Annotated in this window: 15 protein-coding genes; 7 read left to right on the top strand and 8 right to left on the bottom strand. The window is 64.7% G+C overall.

Annotated elements, in window-relative coordinates; translation table 11 throughout:
• Positions 1–93: 93 nt before the first annotated feature.
• Positions 94–900 (top strand): FTR1 family protein, encoded by an 807-nt coding sequence (locus tag R3D65_RS00465; protein ID WP_371273267.1) that lies wholly within the window; start codon positions 94–96, stop codon positions 898–900.
• A gap of 115 nt (positions 901–1,015) precedes the next feature.
• On the opposite strand, the gene lexA is transcribed toward R3D65_RS00465, so the two are convergent.
• The 6 genes from lexA to R3D65_RS00435 all read right to left on the bottom strand — a co-directional run bounded on the left by lexA (position 1,016) and on the right by R3D65_RS00435 (position 7,314).
• On the bottom strand, positions 1,016–1,720 hold the full coding sequence (gene lexA / locus R3D65_RS00460; protein ID WP_371273266.1) for a transcriptional repressor LexA: 705 nt from the start codon (positions 1,718–1,720) through the stop codon (positions 1,016–1,018).
• Positions 1,721–1,833: 113 nt separating this feature from the next.
• Positions 1,834–3,054, bottom strand: coding sequence for a gephyrin-like molybdotransferase Glp (glp, locus tag R3D65_RS00455; RefSeq protein WP_371273265.1), 1,221 nt, complete (start codon positions 3,052–3,054; stop codon positions 1,834–1,836).
• A gap of 4 nt (positions 3,055–3,058) precedes the next feature.
• Positions 3,059–3,541, bottom strand: a complete 483-nt coding sequence (moaC, locus tag R3D65_RS00450) for a cyclic pyranopterin monophosphate synthase MoaC (RefSeq protein WP_371273264.1) — start codon at positions 3,539–3,541, stop codon at positions 3,059–3,061.
• A 2-nt stretch (positions 3,542–3,543) separates the two neighbouring features.
• Positions 3,544–4,359, bottom strand: a complete 816-nt coding sequence (gene trpC / locus R3D65_RS00445) for an indole-3-glycerol phosphate synthase TrpC (RefSeq protein ID WP_371273263.1) — start codon at positions 4,357–4,359, stop codon at positions 3,544–3,546.
• 3 nt (positions 4,360–4,362) lie between these two features.
• Positions 4,363–5,385 carry an anthranilate phosphoribosyltransferase gene (trpD, locus tag R3D65_RS00440; protein WP_371273262.1) on the bottom strand — a complete coding sequence of 341 codons (1,023 nt, stop codon included), beginning with the start codon at positions 5,383–5,385 and terminating at the stop codon, positions 4,363–4,365.
• Between the two features lie 39 nt (positions 5,386–5,424).
• Positions 5,425–7,314, bottom strand: a complete 1,890-nt coding sequence (locus tag R3D65_RS00435) for a SurA N-terminal domain-containing protein (RefSeq protein ID WP_371273261.1) — start codon at positions 7,312–7,314, stop codon at positions 5,425–5,427.
• Between the two features lie 148 nt (positions 7,315–7,462).
• Here R3D65_RS00435 and tpiA point away from each other — a divergent pair, with 148 nt between their 5' ends.
• The 3 genes from tpiA (at position 7,463) to R3D65_RS00420 (ending at position 9,655) form a co-directional block, all read left to right on the top strand.
• Positions 7,463–8,227, top strand: coding sequence for a triose-phosphate isomerase (gene tpiA / locus R3D65_RS00430; RefSeq protein WP_371273260.1), 765 nt, complete (start codon positions 7,463–7,465; stop codon positions 8,225–8,227).
• A 146-nt stretch (positions 8,228–8,373) separates the two neighbouring features.
• Positions 8,374–8,784, top strand: coding sequence for a preprotein translocase subunit SecG (secG, locus tag R3D65_RS00425; protein ID WP_371273259.1), 411 nt, complete (start codon positions 8,374–8,376; stop codon positions 8,782–8,784).
• A 136-nt stretch (positions 8,785–8,920) separates the two neighbouring features.
• A complete protein-coding gene (locus R3D65_RS00420; protein WP_371273258.1) occupies positions 8,921–9,655 on the top strand; it encodes a cytochrome c biogenesis CcdA family protein in 735 nt (244 codons plus the stop codon).
• Here R3D65_RS00420 and R3D65_RS00415 read toward each other — a convergent pair.
• Positions 9,652–10,602 (bottom strand): DMT family transporter, encoded by a 951-nt coding sequence (locus R3D65_RS00415; RefSeq protein ID WP_371273257.1) that lies wholly within the window; start codon positions 10,600–10,602, stop codon positions 9,652–9,654. The two genes, R3D65_RS00420 and R3D65_RS00415, sit on opposite strands and share 4 nt — an antisense overlap.
• A gap of 203 nt (positions 10,603–10,805) precedes the next feature.
• On the opposite strand from R3D65_RS00415, the gene glmU reads away from it, so the two are divergent.
• The 3 genes from glmU (at position 10,806) to R3D65_RS00400 (ending at position 15,039) form a co-directional block, all read left to right on the top strand.
• A complete protein-coding gene (glmU, locus tag R3D65_RS00410; RefSeq protein WP_371273256.1) occupies positions 10,806–12,167 on the top strand; it encodes a bifunctional UDP-N-acetylglucosamine diphosphorylase/glucosamine-1-phosphate N-acetyltransferase GlmU in 1,362 nt (453 codons plus the stop codon).
• Between the two features lie 211 nt (positions 12,168–12,378).
• Positions 12,379–14,202 carry a glutamine--fructose-6-phosphate transaminase (isomerizing) gene (gene glmS / locus R3D65_RS00405; protein ID WP_371273255.1) on the top strand — a complete coding sequence of 608 codons (1,824 nt, stop codon included), beginning with the start codon at positions 12,379–12,381 and terminating at the stop codon, positions 14,200–14,202.
• A gap of 96 nt (positions 14,203–14,298) precedes the next feature.
• Positions 14,299–15,039: a DUF502 domain-containing protein gene (locus R3D65_RS00400; RefSeq protein ID WP_371273254.1), complete on the top strand. Its 741-nt coding sequence runs from the start codon at positions 14,299–14,301 to the stop codon at positions 15,037–15,039.
• Positions 15,040–15,045: 6 nt separating this feature from the next.
• Here the strand turns inward: R3D65_RS00400 and recG are convergent, their stop codons facing one another.
• Positions 15,046–17,148, bottom strand: a complete 2,103-nt coding sequence (recG, locus tag R3D65_RS00395) for an ATP-dependent DNA helicase RecG (protein ID WP_371273253.1) — start codon at positions 17,146–17,148, stop codon at positions 15,046–15,048.
• Positions 17,149–17,161: the final 13 nt, after the last annotated feature.

The following is a 17,161-nucleotide window of genomic DNA, read 5'->3' as shown; positions in this document are numbered from 1 at the left end:
TTTGGAAACGTTACAAACTGGGCAAAGGCTGCTTGCGGCCGCCGGGCACATCTGGCTTCCTGCGGACGATCTTGAACAATGAGAGAAAACGAGATGCCAATTCTGTCGGCGGCTCTTGAGTCCGGACTTGTCCTTTTTCGCGAGGGCCTTGAGGCCCTTCTGGTCATATCGGCTCTTGCCGCGTTCCTCCATCGCGCCGGCATGGGCGAGCGCACGCGTTACCTCTATATCGGCGTGGCCATGGCGGTTCTTGCTAGCGTGGCCGCCGCGCTTGCCTTCGAGGTGTTCCTCGGTGGCGCCCATGACGACCGACTTGAAGCAGTTGTCATGATGGTTGCGGCCGGCCTGATGTTCTACATGTCCGGTTGGCTCTTTCTGAAGCAGGATCCGAAGGCATGGCAGGCGACCTTGCGTGCCGTGGCAGACCGCGCAGTCAGCGCGGGAACGACATTGTCGCTCGCCCTGATTGCCTTTCTCGCAGTCTTTCGCGAAGGCGCTGAAACAATCCTGTTTCTCCATGCGAGCGCTGCGGCGAGTGGTGGATGGCATGTCGGCTTCTGGATCGGCATTGCTGCCGCCACCGGCGTGCTGGCCGTTGTCTGGTTTGCGGTCAATGCTTTCGCCGCGCGGTTGCCCCTGCGTTTCATCTTTCTGGCAACCTCGGCCTTCCTCTTTGTCATGGGCCTGAAATTCGTTGGCGGTTCGGTTCAGGAACTGCAGGAACTGCAACTGTTGGCCTACGATCCGATGGACTTGCCGTCATCGCTCGTCGATGCCGGGTTGAACCCGACCTGGGAAGCCATCGTCCCGCAAGCCGCGATCGTCATCCTCGCGGTGATCGGCGCCGCCCTGGCATCGACGCGCCGGCGCAAGCAGCCTGCCGGTATTGCCGCTGAGTGAATGGCGGCGCCGGCCTCCACGAAGGCCGGGGATACGGAGTGAACGAAAAAAAAGGCGCCGAGCCAGTCCGGCGCCCCCTTTTCATGATCGATCGATCCAAATCCTGTTTCAGGCTTCAATACCGCCGGATCAGCCCGACCAGACGCCCTTGCACCTTCACGCGGTGGGGCGGGAAAATGCGCGTCTCGAAGGCCGGATTGGCCGCTTCCAGCGCAATGGAAGCCCCCTTGCGCCGGAAGCGCTTCAACGTCGCTTCCTCGTCATCGACCAGCGCGACGACGATGTCGCCGGGATTGGCCGTCTGGCCGTCGCGGATGATCACGGTGTCGCCGTCGAAAATACCGGCCTCGATCATCGAATCCCCGCGAACCTCCAGCGCGTAATGCTCGCCACCGCCCAGCATGTCCGGCGGCACGGCGATCGTGTGGGTCTGATGCTGGATGGCATCGATCGGCACGCCGGCGGCGATTCGCCCCATGACCGGAATGGCAATGGACTGTCCGGATTCCTTCTCGGCCGGCGGCGCCTTCGTGCCGCCTGGCTGCCCGCGTCCGCCCTCGATCACGCTGGGTGAAAACTTGCGCGCCTGAGGTGCGCCCGCAACCCCCTCGGGCATGCGGATCACCTCCAGCGCCCGTGCCCGGTTTGGCAGGCGGCGAATGAACCCGCGTTCCTCAAGTGCCGTGATCAGCCTGTGAATGCCGGACTTGGACGCCAGTTCCAGCGCATCCTTCATCTCGTCGAAGGAAGGCGGTATCCCGGTTTCTTTCAGCCGCTCATGAATGAAAAGCAGAAGTTCATGCTGTTTGCGGGTGAGCACGGGCCACCTCCTGACGAGTCGCAATACAAAACCGGAACAAACATATCTGTTCCCGTCCTGTTCCGCAAGTGGCATCGCAATGGTGCCGCACGCACGGCACGCCTGCGGGTCGGTCAGTCGCCGAGGCTGCGCAGGATCAGGCAGGGCACGTTGTCGCCTTCGTTGACGGCCGGTGCGTGCGCGGGCCGGATCACCAGGCAATTGGCCTCGGCCAGCGTGGACAGCATGGACGAATCCTGGCGCTTGAAAGGCGTCACCTGCAGGCCGCCCGTGCCATCGCTTGTGCAAACCGCACGCACGTGGTCCTGGCGGTCGCCATTTGCATTCATCGGCGTGGTCAGCCGGGCCGTGCGGATGTCATGCACATGGCGTGCCCCGCAAAGCGCCTTGATGAGCGGCTTCAGGAACAGATGGGCACAGACGAGGCTCGATACGGGATTGCCCGGCAGGCCCAGCACACGCGTTTCGCCAAAGCGCCCGACCATGAGCGGCTTGCCCGGCCGCATCGCGATCTTCCAGAAGTCGAGTTCCATCCCGGCATCGGCAAGGACCGACTGGACGAGATCATGATCGCCGACGGACGCGCCGCCCAGCGTGACGATGATATCGGCGCCTGCATCCCGAGCCCGCCCGACAGCGGCGCCGATGATGCCGTGATCGTCGCGGGCAATGCCCAGATCGATGACGGTGGCGCCGCATTCGGTCGCCAGTGCCGCAACGCCGAACGAATTGGAGGCGATGATCTGGTCCGGGCCGGGCAGGGCGCCAGGCGGAACCAGTTCGTCGCCGGTGGCGAGAATGGCGACGAGTGGCTTGCGTGCCACCGTGAGGCGGTCGTGATTGGCGGCGGCGGCGAGCGACAGCGCCGCGGCATCGAGTTGCCGGCCGGCCTTCAGGATGGTGCTGCCCTGGCGAAAGTCCAGCCCTTCGACGCGGATATTGCGGCCTTTCGGCTCGCCTTCGTTCACCTGGACGCGACCGTCGCCGAGCACGCCGACATTTTCCTGGATGATCACGGTATCGGCGCCGGAGGGGACGGGCGCGCCGGTGAAGATGCGCACGCATTCTCCGCCCTCCACCTTGCCCGAAAAGCGGTGGCCCGCTGCCGATTCGCCGATCACCGTCAGCGCGGCAGGCACGTTGGCGATGTCATCGGCCCGCACGGCATAGCCATCCATGGCGGCGGCCGGGAAGGGAGGTTGCGTGCGCCGGGCCGCCAGGTCGCTGGCCAGGAAGCGGCCTGCCGCATCCGCGATGTGAACCTCTTGCGCGCCCAGCAGGCCCGCATCGTCCAGCAGTCTGGAGAGCGCCTCGTCAACGGGAAGCAATGCCATTTCTTCAGTCCTCTGCGCGCCAGTGGCCGGATTTCCCGCCTTCCTTTTCGACAAGGCGGATATCGGTCAGCACCATGCCCCGGTCCACGGCCTTGGCCATGTCATAGATCGTGAGGCAGGTGACGGACACGGCCGACAGCGCTTCCATCTCCACACCGGTCTGGCCGTTCACCCGTGCCAGTGCGCGCACACGCAGGCCGGGCAGGGTTTCGTCGGGCGTGATGTCCACGGTCACCTTGGTGAGCAGCAGCGGGTGACAGAGCGGAACCAGCTCATGGGTCTTCTTGGCGGCCATGATGCCCGCAATCCGCGCCGTGGCGATGACATCGCCCTTCTTGGCATTGCCCGCAAGGATCATCGCCAGCGTTTCGGCCCGCATGCGCACCGCGCCCTCGGCAATGGCCGTGCGGCTCGTGGCGGCCTTGTCGCCGACATCCACCATGTGGGCCTCGCCGTTTTCCGCGATATGGGTCAGATGCTCAGCCATGGTCAGCCTGCCGCAAGCCGCGCGCCATCGCCTTCGAGCAGGGTCCGTGTGGCGGCTGTCACGTCATCCTGGCGCATCAGGCTTTCCCCGACCAGGAAGGAAGTCACGCCGTGGCCTGCAAGCCGTTGGCAATCGGCATGGGTGAAAATGCCGCTCTCGCCAACCAGAAGGCGGTCGCCAGGTGCCATGGCGGCAAGGCGTTCGGTCGTTTCCAGGCTGACGTCGAACGTGCGCAGGTTGCGGTTGTTGACGCCCAGCAGGCGTGAGGACAGCATGAGAGCCCGTTCCATCTCGGCCTCGTCATGCACCTCGATGAGCGCGTCCATGCCGGCCTCGAAGGCGCATTCTTCCAGCGCACGGGCTTCGTCGTCCGAGAGGCTCGCCATGATGATGAGGATGCAATCGGCGCCCCAGGCCCTGGCTTCCCAGACCTGGTAGGGCTCGAACATGAAATCCTTGCGCAGGGCCGGCAGCCCGGCCGCCTGGCGCGCAGCCGTCAGGAATTCCGGTGCGCCCTGGAAGCTCGGTCCATCCGTCAGCACCGAAAGACAGGCCGCGCCGCCGGTCTCATAGGCGCGCGCCAGCGCCGGCGGGTCGAAATCGGCCCGGATCAGCCCCTTGGAGGGGCTGGCCTTCTTGATTTCGGCGATCAGTCCGAACCGGCCTTCGGCCTTGCGGTCTTCCAGCGCCCTCAGGAAGCCGCGCGGCGCATCGCCATCCAAAGCGCGGGCGCGCACTTCGGCCAGCGGAAGTGCTGCTTTCGCCGCGGCAATCTCGTCACGCTTGTAGGCCTCGATCTTCTTGAGGATATCGGCCATCGCTCAGGCGACCTTTCCGCTGTTGGAGACCGCGATCAGCCGCTCCAGCGCCGCGAAGGCGCGCCCTTCGTCAATGGCGTCGGCCGCCATGGCCACGCCTTCGGCGACCGTATCGGCCTTGCCCGCCACCACCAGCGAAGCGCCGGCATTCAGCAGCGCTATGTCGCGATAGGCGTTCTTCTCACCCTGAAGCACAGCACGCAGCGCCCGTGCATTGTGCGCACCGTCGCCGCCTTTCAGATCTTCAAGCCGTGCGCGCGGCAGGCCGGCCTCTTCCGGCGTCAGCTCGAAGCCGCGGATCGTGCCGTCCTTCAGTTCCACGACCTGCGTCGTGCCGGTGGTGGTCATTTCATCCAGTCCGTCGCCATGCACCAGCCAGACGTGCTCTGACCCCAGGTCCTTGAGGACATGGGCCAGCGGCTCCAGCCATTGCGGCGCGAACACGCCGACAAGCTGCTTGCGTACACCGGCCGGATTGGAAAGCGGCCCGAGCAGGTTGAAGATCGTCCGTGTTCCCAGTTCCACGCGGGTCGGGCCGACAAACCGCATCGCCGAATGGTGCGCCGGCGCGAACATGAAGCCGAGCCCGGCCTCCCGGATGCAGCGGGCGATGGCGTCGGGAGCGAGTTCCAGGTTGATGCCAAGAGCCGAAAGCGCGTCCGCCGCGCCGGATTTGGAGGAAAGGGCGCGATTGCCGTGTTTGGCGACAGGCACACCGCAGCCGGCCACGATGAAGGCGGCACAGGTGGACACGTTGTATGTGCCGGATGCATCCCCGCCGGTGCCCACGATGTCGATGGCATCCTCTGGCGCGGCAACCGGGATCATCTTCGCCCGCATGGTCGACACCGCGCCGGAAATCTCGTCCACGGTTTCGCCGCGCACGCGCAGCGCCATCAGGAAGGCACCCATCTGGCTGGGTGTCGCATTGCCCGACATCATGATGTCAAACGCATTGCGTGCTTCCTCGAAGCTGAGCGGGGTCCCGTCCGCCACCTTCGCAATCGCGCTCTTCAGTTCACTCATCGCCCCCTCCGCGAATTGGGTTTGCGCCGGTTGGCCGGATCAGAAGGAAAGCGCCCGGCCAATGGCGTTGCGGTCCATCGTCACGGCGTATTTGTCGCGAAGATCGGCCACGAGTTGCTCCAGGAGATCGTCCGAGAACGCACCGGTCAACTGCCGACGCTCTGCCTCCGGAATCGACTGCGCTGAGGCGCCTGCCGGCTCGAAAACCTCTGTCACCCGGAACAGGATCTGCTCCTGGCCCGAGGGCCCTGGCACAAGCCCGGTCTCACCCTGCTTCACCGAGAACGCGGCGTTGACCCCGGCCTTGCCGATATCGGCATCGTCGGCACCACGCTTCAGACCGCGCTTGACCTGCTTTTCGAGTTCCAGTTCCCGGGCAATTTCATCCAGCGTGGTGCCGGATTCCAGCCGCTTCTCCAGTTCGCCGGCCTTCTGCGCCAGCCGGTCGGTGCGTTCCCGCGTTGTCCAGGCAGCCACCACGGCGTCACGCACTTCATCGAGCGTGCGGTCGCGCGCTGGAGTCACGCCTTCGACCTCGTACCAGACGAATCCGGAGCGGCCATGGTTGAGCGGCGGGTTTTCCACGCCCGCTTCCGTCTCGAAGGCCGCGGCAAGCAGTTCGGCCTGTTCCGGAATGCCCGGAACCTGCTGGCCATCAGGGCCGAGCCCGGCGCGGTCGACGGCATCGACAGTGGTCATCGGCAGACCGAGCTGGCGCGCGGCCTCCGCCATCGTGGAACCGCCGGCGCGGGCATCCTCGTAGGAATCGTGGACATCGAGCAGGATACGATCGGCCTCGGCCAGGGCCAGTTCCCGGCGGATTTCACCGGCAACCGCATCCAGCGGCCTTGTCTCGGACGGATTGATTTCCCGCACCCGGAGCAGGACAGGGCCGAAGGCGCCGTCGATGACGTCGGAAACCTGGTTCTGGCCAAGGGAAAACGCGGCCTCGGCGATGGTCGCGTCGGGTATGGCCGAGCGCTCCACCGTTCCAAGACTGGTGTCCTCCGGCGTCTTGCCTTCCGAAGCGGCCACCTCGTCGAAGGTGGCGCCACCGGTGATGCGCTTGCGCGCGGCCTCCGCCTCGTCCCGGCTCTTGAAGACAAGCTGGTCGATCAGCCGGGTTTCGGCGGATGTATACCGCTCCTTGCGCGCTTCGTAATCGGCCCGGACCTGTTCGTCGGAGATGGCATCCGGATCGGCGATCGACTCGGGTTCCAGAACGACAAGGTTGATCTTGCGATATTCCGGCGCCCGCCAATCGGCCTTGTTGTCTTCGAAATAGGCTTGCAGCGCGGTATCGTCCGGCGGTTCGATCGGCTCTACAAGACGGCCCGGAAGCTTGATGAACTCCACCGTCCGGTCCTCGCCGCGATAGAGCGCGGCCGCCTTGAGGAAGGTGTCGGGCACGCTCAGTCCGTCGGACACGGCTTCCACGATCTGCTGGCGCACGGCCACCTGCTGGCGGTTGCGAAGGTAGTCCTCCGGCCGCATGCCCACTTCACGCAGCACATAATCGAAGGCGCGGCGGTCGAATCGGCCGTCCGGCCCCCTGAAAGCCGGGTCTTCGCCCGTCAGGGCGGCAAGGCGGTCCTTCGACAGGCCCAGGTCCATTTCGCGCGCCTGTTCGTCGAGCACGGCGCCCGCGACCAATTGCGACAGCACCTGCTGGTCCAGCCCCAGCGCCTGCGCCTGCTCGCGGGTGATCCGCTGGCCGAAACGCTGCGAAAGCAGCCGCAACTCCCGATCATAGGCCAGGCGGTATTCGGTTACCGAAACCTCTGTGTCTCCGGCCTGGACGACGGCATTGGAGTTGAATCCATTGGTGATCTGCCCGGAAATGCCCCAGACCGCGAAGCTGAGCACGAGAAGCACGAGCAGAGCCTTTGCGACCCATGTGCCGGCGGCGTTGCGAAGGGAGTCGAGCATGTCCTGGTCCGTATTCCTTGGTTGCGGTTCGCGCGCATTGGTTTTAGGTGAGGCTGATAGCCCTGATCAAGGGCGCTGTATAGGGCGAATGCGGCTGTTGCCGGAATTCCGGCGCCCCTGGCCGCATGATGAGGAGGATATCGGAACCATGACCCCGGGGATCAAGCCGCTCGTTGCGGGCAACTGGAAAATGAATGGCACCAGCGGCGACCTGCCCGAGATTTCAGCGATAGCGGCGGGGTTCGCGTCGTCGCTGGATTCCGAATGCGACGGCCTGCTCTGCGTTCCGGCCACCCTGCTTTCGCGCGCCGCCGCATGCCTTTCCTCCTCCTCCGTGAGGGCCGGGGCAGAGGATTGCCACCCCAGGGCATCGGGTGCCCATACCGGCGACATCTCGGCGGAAATGGTCAGGGATGCCGGCGGCAGCTTCGTGATTGTCGGCCATTCCGAGCGGCGCACGGACCATGGCGAAAGCGACCAGCTTGTCGCCGCCAAGGCACTTGCCGCCTGGCGCGCCGGCCTGACCGCGATCATCTGCATCGGCGAGACCGAGGAGCAGCGACGGTCCGGCGAGACGCTCGCGGTGCTGACGCGCCAGATCGAGGGATCGGTACCTGCTGCCGCGACGGCGGCCAACACCGTCATTGCCTACGAACCGGTCTGGGCGATCGGCACCGGCCTGACGCCCACGGTACAGGATGTGGAAGACGCCCACGCCCATATTCGCGAACGTCTCCGCGTTCTCCTCGGTGACGGTGCGGCGGCGATGCGCATCCTGTATGGCGGTTCGGTGAAGCCCGCCAATGCGCGCGAATTGCTGGCAGTCGCCAATGTGGATGGTGCCCTTGTCGGCGGTGCCAGCCTGAAGTCGTCCGATTTCCTCGGCATCGCGGACGCCTACCGGTCGATCTGAAAGACCTTGCAAACGGCACTTGCGGTGCCGATATGGCATTTGAACCGGCCTGACCCTTTCCTTGCGGCGCAATCCCGTGTATTGAGCCGCAAAATTTCAATGCAGAACCATGAAGAGCCCGCTGTGATGCGGGCCGGAAATCCCCGATGGAAACCGTCCTCATCGTCATTCATCTCATCATCGTGCTCGCGCTTGTCGGCGTCGTGCTGCTTCAGCGTTCCGAAGGCGGTGGCCTCGGCATCGGCGGGGGCTCCGGCTTCATGACCGCCCGCGGGGCAGCCAATGCGCTGACCCGGACCACGGCCATTCTCGCAGCCGCCTTTTTCGCTACCTCGCTTGGGCTTTCGCTTCTGGCGCGCTACGGCGAGCGCCCGACCGACATTCTCGACCGCGTTCCGCAGCAGACGCAGCAGGGCGAGCAGGGCGAAGGCAACGGGATCCTGGATCAACTGGGCGGCGCGCTCGACTCCGCGCCTGCCGGCCAGCAGCCGGAAGCCGGCGGCCAGGCCGAAGGTGGCGCTGCACCCGAGCCTTCGCAGGTTCCCACCGGCCAGTAGCCGCGCGGCATGAATCAACGGGCAGGCGGTTCCGCAAGGGCCGCCTGTTTCATTTCGTCTCGCGTTTTGGTCATTGGCGCGTGAAGGCCCGCGGGTCTATAGAGGCCGCAACGGGTAACGAACGGGGCAAAGCCAGATGGACTATGGTTATATCAGTGCCTTGGGCGCGGGCGCGCTGTCATTTCTCTCGCCCTGTGTCCTGCCGCTGGTGCCGCCTTATCTTTGCTACATGGCCGGCGTCTCGGTGGATGATTTCCGGGCCGATGGGGCAGCCGCGGCCCGTCCGCGCCGGGCGCTGATCGCCGCCTCGCTGGCCTTCGTGGCCGGTTTCTCCACCGTCTTCATCGCGCTTGGCGCCTCCGCCTATGCCATCGGACGCCTGCTCAGGCTCTGGCAGGAACCGCTGGCGATTGCCGCGGGCGTGTTGATCATCATCATGGGGCTGAATTTCCTTGGCCTGATCCGCATTCCCTTCCTGTCGCGCGAAGCACGCTTCCAGGCCGAGGGCAAGCCTGCCAGCTTGGCGGCGGCCTATGTGATGGGTTTGGCTTTCGCATTCGGATGGACGCCCTGCATCGGTCCGGTGCTGGGATCGATCCTCACGCTTGCCGGCGCGCGGGACACGGCGGGCGAGGGCGCTGTCATGCTGGCGGTCTATTCTGCCGGCCTGGGTATCCCCTTCCTGCTGGCCGCGGTCTTTTCCGGCGCCTTCATGCGTTTCCTGTCGCGGTTCCGCGTGCATCTCGGCAAGGTGGAGAAGGCCATGGGTGCTCTCCTGGTTGCCGCTGGCCTCCTGTTCATGACAGGCGGCATGCAGGCCATGAGCTTCTGGCTGCTCGAAACCTTCCCTGTCTTCCAGCAGATCGGCTAGCTTGCCGGGCGTCTTGTCCGGCTGGAAACCTTTCCCGCAAGCCAGCGTGCCGGAAACGTTGCGAGAATGATTCCGCCCATCACCAGCACGATCCCGGCTGCGTGGAAGGACTGGAAGCTCTCGCCCAGCAACAGCACAGCCAGCGTCACCCCGTAGGGCGGCAGCAGATACATGAACACGGCGGCAACCGAGGGACCGAGCACCCGGACGCCGAACTGGAAGCCGCCAAAGGCGATCAGTGACGAAAACAGCACGATGCCGGCAATGCTGCCCCAGGCCGTCTGCGTGACCGGCATCACCGCGCCGGACAGGAATTCGGCCAGCGCAAAGGGCGCCAGGCAGAGCGCACCGAAGGCCGCGACAATCCCCAGCGAGGCGATATTGCCGATGGTCTTGAATTCCGCCCGGCGCATCAGCACCGAATAGATGGCCCAGGCAATCGCCGCCAGGATGAACAGGATGTCGCCGGGATTGAAGGTCAGCGTGGCCAGCGTCGCCGGGTCGCCCTTCAGCACGATGACGGCAACGCCGGCGAATGCGGTCAGGCTGCCCAGCGCTTCGCGCCAGCCGATGGCCCGGCCGAAGAAGATCGCTTCAAGGATGATGATGATGACCGGCGAGGTGGTGTAGATCAGCGTGCCATTGGTCGCCGTGGTCATGGTCAGCGCCACATAGACGATGGCACCGCAAATCCACATGCCGAGAAAGCCTTCGACGAGAAGCAGCGGTGAATGCGACCGCAGCATGGCCCGCACCGCGCGGCTCTGGGCGAAAAGCACCGGCAGCAATGCCATCGCCACGAACAGCCAGCGCAGGAAGGCAAGCGTGAACGGCGCGACCTCACCGATCACGCCGCGCCCGAAAATCAGGTTGGACGAAAAGAACAGCGGCGTGACGATCATCACGGCAAAGGCGATGGCCGTGCGGGCGGGAGAGGGGGCATCCAAGGCTGGGCATTCCTGTTTGGACCGCCGGGATGGCGGCCATGTTGCTGGTGCGTCTTGTCTGAACGGATTGTTGACCGTCGGCGTATAACCTTGCAGGTATCCGTTTTCTGATCGGTGCGGATCACTTAAAACCACGCGCGGGCGAACCATGCAACGGGGCATGCGCCGGCTTTGTGAAGGGGCGGCCCAATGAGGAATGAGACATGAGCAATCGAACCTGCCTTTCGGTGATCCTTGCCGCAGGCGAAGGCACGCGCATGAAGAGCAGCCGTTCCAAGGTGCTGCACGAGATCGCCGGCCTCCCCATGGCCGCCCATGTGGTGCGGGCCGCCGCCGAATCGGGGTCTGATGACGTGGCGCTGGTGGTCGGGCGCGACGCTGAAACCGTTCGCGAAGCCGTCGCGCCTTTCGCGCCGCAGGCCGCGACGTTTGAACAGACGGAGCGGCTCGGCACCGCCCATGCCGTTCTGGCCGCGCGTCCGGCGCTGGCGAAGGGCCATGACGACATCCTCGTCATGTTCGGCGACACACCCCTCATCGATCCGGCGGATCTGACCGCCGCGCGCGGGAAACTGGCCGATGGCGCGCATGTGGTCGTCATGGGTTTCCGCGCCACCGATCCCACGGGGTATGGCCGGCTGATCGTGGAGGGCGGAGACCTGGTGGCCATTCGCGAGCACCGCGACGCCAGCGAGGCGGAACGCGCCATCGATTTCTGCAATGGCGGACTCATGGCGATTTCCGGCGCGCATGCGCTCGACCTGCTCGATGCGGTCGGAAACGACAATGCCAAGGGCGAATATTACCTCACCGACATCGTCGCCATCGCGCGCGGGCGCGGCCTCTCGGTCGTGGCGAGCGAAGTGGCCTTCGAATCGGTGCTCGGCATCAACAACCGCGTTGAACTGGCGCAGGCCGAGGCAATCTGGCAGCGCCGCCGCCGCCGTCAGGCCATGCTCGATGGCGTTACCCTTCAGGCGCCCGAAACCGTGTTCTTTTCCTGGGATACGAAGGTCGCCGCCGAAACGGTAATCGAGCCGAACGTGGTCTTCGGACCGGGCGTCGTCATTGCGGAACCGGCCGTGATCCATGCCTTCAGCCATCTGGAAGGTGCCCATGTCGGTGCGGGAGCGTCTGTCGGGCCCTTCGCGCGGCTACGTCCCGGTGCGCAACTTCAGGCCAGGTCCAGGGTCGGCAATTTCTGCGAGGTGAAAAAGGCCGTCGTGGGCGAGGGCGCCAAGGTCAATCACCTGACCTATGTCGGCGATGCGGAGATCGGCGCGAACGCCAATATCGGCGCGGGCACGATCACATGCAATTACGATGGCTTCAACAAGCATCTTACCCGTATCGGCCCTGGCGCCTTCATCGGCTCGAATTCGGCGCTCGTTGCTCCGGTCAGTATCGGCCGCAATGCCTATGTGGCGTCGGGTTCGGTAGTCACCGACGAAGTGCCCGACGACGCCGTCGCCTTTGGCCGCGCGCGCCAGCAGAACAAGCCGGCCATGGCGACAATGCTGCGCGAACGCTTCGCGGCCGAGAAGGCGGCAAGAAAGAAAACGTGATTCCTGCCCCTCGGGCATCCGCGTGCTGGCAGGGCACAGGCCGGCGCGTTGTCCATTTGGTAATGGGAATCGTGTTCAACTGCGGTGATTACCGGCGTCTCGGCGGCTGACACCTGTTGAAACGCATTGTGATTTTGGTTGTGGAGATGCGTCCTGCTATCGCTTGCGCGGATTTGGCGGGTCAATCTTCCGGAAAAGGCGTGGAATCGGCATGTGCGGAATCGTGGGCATTGTGGGCAGGGAACCGGTGGCGCCGCTTCTGGTGGATGCGCTCAAGCGGCTGGAATATCGCGGCTATGACTCCGCCGGGGTCGCCACGCTGGAGCACGGGCTGCTTCAGCGCCGCCGTGCCGAAGGCAAACTGGTCAATCTGGAAAAGCGGCTGAAGTCGCAACCGCTGACTGGCCATATCGGCATCGGGCATACGCGCTGGGCCACCCATGGAGCGCCGAACGAGACGAATGCCCATCCCCATGCCACCGCGCGCGTTGCCGTGGTTCACAACGGCATCATCGAGAATTTCTGGGAGCTGCGCAACGAACTGGAAGCCGACGGCTACCGTTTCGAGACCGAAACCGACACGGAGGCGGTTGCGCAGATCATCACCCGGGCACTGGATCGCGGCCTGGCGCCGGTCGATGCGGTGCGTGAATGCCTGCCGCGGCTGCGCGGCGCCTTCGCCCTGGCCATCATGTTCAATGGCGAGAACGATCTGCTCGTCGCGGCCCGCCGCGGCTCGCCTCTGGCCATCGGCTTTGGCGACGGCGACATGTTCATTGGTTCGGACGCCATCGCTCTGGCGCCGTTCACCGACGTGATCACATATCTGGAGGACGGCGACTGGGCGGTGCTCACCTCGCGTACGCTGGAGATTTTCGATGAAAGCGGCGCGAAGGTCGAGCGCTCGCGGCAGAAATCCGTCGGAACGGCCTTTCTGGTCGACAAGGGCAATCACCGCCATTTCATGCAGAAGGAGATCTACGAACAGCCGGAAGTGGTGGCGCATACGCTTTCCAATTACATCGATTTCTCAACAAATTCTGCCAAGCCATTGAATTCCGCCATTGATTTTGCCAAGATTGATCGGCTGACGATTTCGGCTTGCGGCACCGCCTTCTATGCCGGCCTGATCGCCAAATACTGGTTCGAGCGCCATGCCCGCCTGCCGGTGGACATCGATATCGCCTCGGAATTCCGCTATCGTGAAATGCCGCTTGCAGCCGGTGACGCTGCGCTTTTCGTCTCGCAATCTGGCGAGACAGCCGATACCCTGGCATCGTTGCGTTATTGCAGGGCCCAGGGCATGACCATCGGCTCGGTGGTCAATGTTCGCGAATCGACGATCGCGCGCGAATCCGACGCGATTTTCCCCACCTTTGCCGGACCGGAAATCGGCGTCGCATCCACCAAGGCCTTCACCTGCCAGCTTTCGGTGCTCGCGGCCCTGGTTGTCCGCGCGGCCGCCAAGCGCGGCGCGATCACCGCCGAGCGCGAAGCGGCTTTGGTGCGCGAACTGGCCGAGGCGCCCCGGCTGGCCTCCCAGGTGCTGCATCTGGAAAGCCAGATCGAGGCCGTGGCGCGCGATCTGGCCGGCTACAAGCACGTCCTCTATCTTGGCCGGGACACGAACTTCCCCCTTGCCATGGAAGGCGCGCTCAAGCTCAAGGAAATTTCCTATATTCATGCCGAAGGCTATGCCGCCGGCGAGTTGAAGCACGGCCCCATCGCGTTGATCGACGAGGACATGCCCGTCATCGTCATTGCGCCGCATGACCGCATATTCGAGAAAACCGTCTCCAACATGCAGGAGGTCGCCGCGCGCGGCGGCAAGATCATCCTGATCACCGACAGGAAAGGCGCGGCCGCTTCCACCGTCCGCACGATGGACACGATCGTCCTTCCCGACGTGCCGGAATTCATCGAGCCGATCATCTATGCGCTGCCCATCCAGATGCTGGCCTATCACACCGCCGTCTTCATGGGCACGGATGTGGACCAGCCGCGCAACCTGGCCAAATCCGTCACGGTGGAGTAGCCGAAAGCGGCAGGAGCGGCGCGGTTCGCTCTTTCAATCGATGTTGCGGCGCACTAGATTAGTCGCGTCGTTTGCATCCATCGAGCGGAAACACGAATGAGCGAAACACCGCACAAGCGGTCGGCCATGATGCGGCTGAGAAACTATTTCCTGACCGGCTTCGTGGTGCTTGCCCCGCTTGCGGTGACGGCGTGGCTGGCCTGGACATTCATCGGTTGGGTGGATGGCTGGGTGAAGCCTTATATTCCCGCCCGCTACAATCCGGATTTCTACCTGCCCTTTCCGGTGCCAGGCTTTGGCCTGATCGTTGCCCTGGTCTCGATCACGCTGATCGGCTTCCTGACCGCGAATTTCATCGGCCGCTCCATTGTCGGCTTCGGCGAACGCCTGCTGGGCCAGATGCCACTGGTGCGCTCCATCTACCGCGGTCTCAAGCAGATCATCGAGACCGTTCTGTCGGACAAGTCGAACACGTTCAAGCAGGTGGCACTGGTCGAATATCCCCGCAAGGGTTTGTGGGCGCTCGTCTTCATCGCCACCGAAGCGCAAGGCGAGGTCAAGCAGATCCTGGAGCGTGAGAGCGGCGACACGGTGGCCGTCTTCCTGCCGACCACGCCTAACCCGACCTCGGGCTTCCTGCTGTTTGTTCCCCGCAAGGATGTGCATGTGCTGGACATGACGGTGGAAGAGGCTGCCAAGCTGATCATCTCGGCCGGTCTTGTCTCTCCCGAATACCAGGCGAAGACGCAACAGATCGCCGAGGACGAAGGGCTTGTGACGCCATCGGGAACCCCCTCGGAACAGACGGCCGAAAGGCGCAAGCCCGCGGCGGAATAGCCTGGCCTAACCCGCGCGCAACAGCCGGATCGCTTCGTCCCGCCCGAACAGGTAGAGCAGGATGCGCAACGCTTGGCCCCGTTCCGATTGCAGGTCGGGATCGGTCGTAAGGATCAGCCTAGCATCGTCGCGCGCGATGGCGAGAAGGTCGCCATGCGCATCGATGCGCGCCACACGGAAGCCGGGTGTCCCCGATTGGCGCGTTCCCAGCAATTCGCCTTCTCCGCGCAGTTTGAGATCTTCTTCCGCGATCACGAACCCGTCTTCGGTCTCGCGCATCACCTCCAGGCGGCGATGCGCCGTTTCGCCGAGCGGCCCCTTGTAGACCAGCACACAGGAGGAATCGGCCGACCCGCGCCCGACACGCCCGCGCAACTGGTGCAATTGCGCCAGTCCGAACCGTTCTGCATGTTCGATCACCATGATCGTCGCATCCGGAACGTCAACACCCACCTCGATGACCGTCGTCCCGACCAGGAGGCGCGTGCGCCCCTCCTTGAAGGCGCTCATGGCGGCGTCCTTCTCCGAGCCGGTCATGCGCCCGTGCACGAGCCCCACGCGCTCTCCGAAAACCGGCTGCAAGGAGCGGAACCGGTCCTCCGCGGCGGTCAGTTCCACCTCTTCCGATTCTTCCACGAGAGGGCAGATCCAGTAGACCTTCTGACCCTCGGCCACCGCCGCGCGCATCCGCTCGACAAGCGCGTCGAGCCGTTCGGCGGGGAGGGTCACGGTACGGATCGGCTTGCGTCCGGCCGGCTTCTCGTCGAGGCGCGACACATCCATGTCGCCAAAGGCCGAGAGCACGAGCGTGCGCGGAATGGGCGTTGCTGTCATCACCAGCATGTCCGGCGCCTTGCCCTTGGCGGTCAGCGCGAGGCGTTGGTGGACGCCGAAGCGGTGTTGCTCGTCGACAATGGCCAGACCGAGATCATGGAAGACCACGCCCTCCTGGAAAAGTGCATGGGTGCCGACGGCCAGATGGATGGAACCATCCGCCAGCCCGGCCAGAATGGCCGCGCGGTCGCGCCCTTTCTCCCGGCCGGTGAGGATGGCGGCTTTCAGACCGACCGCCTCGGCCAGTGGCGAAATGGTCTCAAAATGCTGGCGCGCGAGAATCTCGGTCGGCGCCAGCAAGGCCGATTGCGCCCCCGATTCGGCTGCCTGCATCATGGCCATCAGGCCGACCACCGTCTTGCCGGCGCCCACGTCGCCTTGCAACAGGCGAAGCATCCTGTCGGGTGCGGCCAGATCGGCGGAAATGTCGGCGATGGCACGTTCCTGCGCGCCTGTCAGCGCATAGGGCAGGGCCGCGCGCAATTGCGCCATCAATGCGCCCGTGCCGGGCAGCGGCCGGCCGGAAAGCCGCTTCATCTTCGCGCGCACCATGGCCAGCGACAATTGTCCGGCAAGGAATTCGTCATAGGCGAGCCGCCTGCGTGCAACCGATTCGGCGGCGATGTCGAGTGCATCGCGCGGATCGTGAAGCCGGCCTAGTGCGTCGGCGAAGGATGGAAAGGTTTGCCGGCGCATGATCTCGCCATCGAGCCATTCCGGCAGATCGGGAATGCGGGCGAGCGCACCGAGCACGGCCTTGCGCAGCACCCGTGCGGACAGGCCGGCGGTCAGCGGATAGACCGGCTCGATTTCGGGCAAGGTTTCGCCTGGCCGTGCGATATGGTCGGGATGGACCATGGAAGGCCGTCCGTTGAACCATTCGATCTTGCCGGACACCGTCACCTGTTCGCCTTCGGGCAGCAGCTTTTCCAGCCAGGCAGCCTTGGCATGGAAGAAGGTGAGCGCAATCTCGCCCGTCGCGTCGTGGGCGAAGACCCGGTAGGGCAGGTTGGAGCGCCCGCGCGCAGGCGGCTGGTGCTGGTCCACCGTCAGGTCCAGCGTCACGATGGTCGCCTCCGGCGCATTGGCGACACCGGGCCGGTAGCGACGGTCGATCACCGAATGGGGCAGGGTGAAGATCAGGTCGCCGATCCGCGCCTCGCGCTCGGCAAGGTCGCCGGGCACGATCCTGGCGATCAGCGTGGCCAGTTTCGGGCCGACGCCGTCGATCGACGTGACGGGAGCGAACAGGGGATCGAGCAGGGATGGTCTCATGGGGCAAGATTAC

Source organism: Zhengella sp., from assembly GCF_041397485.1.
GTDB lineage: Bacteria > Pseudomonadota > Alphaproteobacteria > Rhizobiales > Rhizobiaceae > Zhengella.
The sequence above is the reverse complement of the archived record's forward strand: the minus strand, read 5'-3'. Positions and strand labels throughout refer to the sequence as shown.

What these genes read in the sequence shown, in the direction of transcription:
- R3D65_RS00465 (WP_371273267.1), top strand. Translation starts at nt 94, where the DNA reads ATGCCAATTCTGTCGGCGGCTCTTGAGTCCGGACTTGTCCTTTTTCGC.
- glp (WP_371273265.1), bottom strand. Translation starts at nt 3,054, where the DNA reads ATGGCATTGCTTCCCGTTGACGAGGCGCTCTCCAGACTGCTGGACGAT.
- moaC (WP_371273264.1), bottom strand. Translation starts at nt 3,541, where the DNA reads ATGGCTGAGCATCTGACCCATATCGCGGAAAACGGCGAGGCCCACATG.
- trpC (WP_371273263.1), bottom strand. Translation starts at nt 4,359, where the DNA reads ATGGCCGATATCCTCAAGAAGATCGAGGCCTACAAGCGTGACGAGATT.
- trpD (WP_371273262.1), bottom strand. Translation starts at nt 5,385, where the DNA reads ATGAGTGAACTGAAGAGCGCGATTGCGAAGGTGGCGGACGGGACCCCG.
- R3D65_RS00435 (WP_371273261.1), bottom strand. Translation starts at nt 7,314, where the DNA reads ATGCTCGACTCCCTTCGCAACGCCGCCGGCACATGGGTCGCAAAGGCT.
- tpiA (WP_371273260.1), top strand. Translation starts at nt 7,463, where the DNA reads ATGACCCCGGGGATCAAGCCGCTCGTTGCGGGCAACTGGAAAATGAAT.
- secG (WP_371273259.1), top strand. Translation starts at nt 8,374, where the DNA reads ATGGAAACCGTCCTCATCGTCATTCATCTCATCATCGTGCTCGCGCTT.
- R3D65_RS00420 (WP_371273258.1), top strand. Translation starts at nt 8,921, where the DNA reads ATGGACTATGGTTATATCAGTGCCTTGGGCGCGGGCGCGCTGTCATTT.
- glmU (WP_371273256.1), top strand. Translation starts at nt 10,806, where the DNA reads ATGAGCAATCGAACCTGCCTTTCGGTGATCCTTGCCGCAGGCGAAGGC.
- glmS (WP_371273255.1), top strand. Translation starts at nt 12,379, where the DNA reads ATGTGCGGAATCGTGGGCATTGTGGGCAGGGAACCGGTGGCGCCGCTT.
- R3D65_RS00400 (WP_371273254.1), top strand. Translation starts at nt 14,299, where the DNA reads ATGAGCGAAACACCGCACAAGCGGTCGGCCATGATGCGGCTGAGAAAC.
- recG (WP_371273253.1), bottom strand. Translation starts at nt 17,148, where the DNA reads ATGAGACCATCCCTGCTCGATCCCCTGTTCGCTCCCGTCACGTCGATC.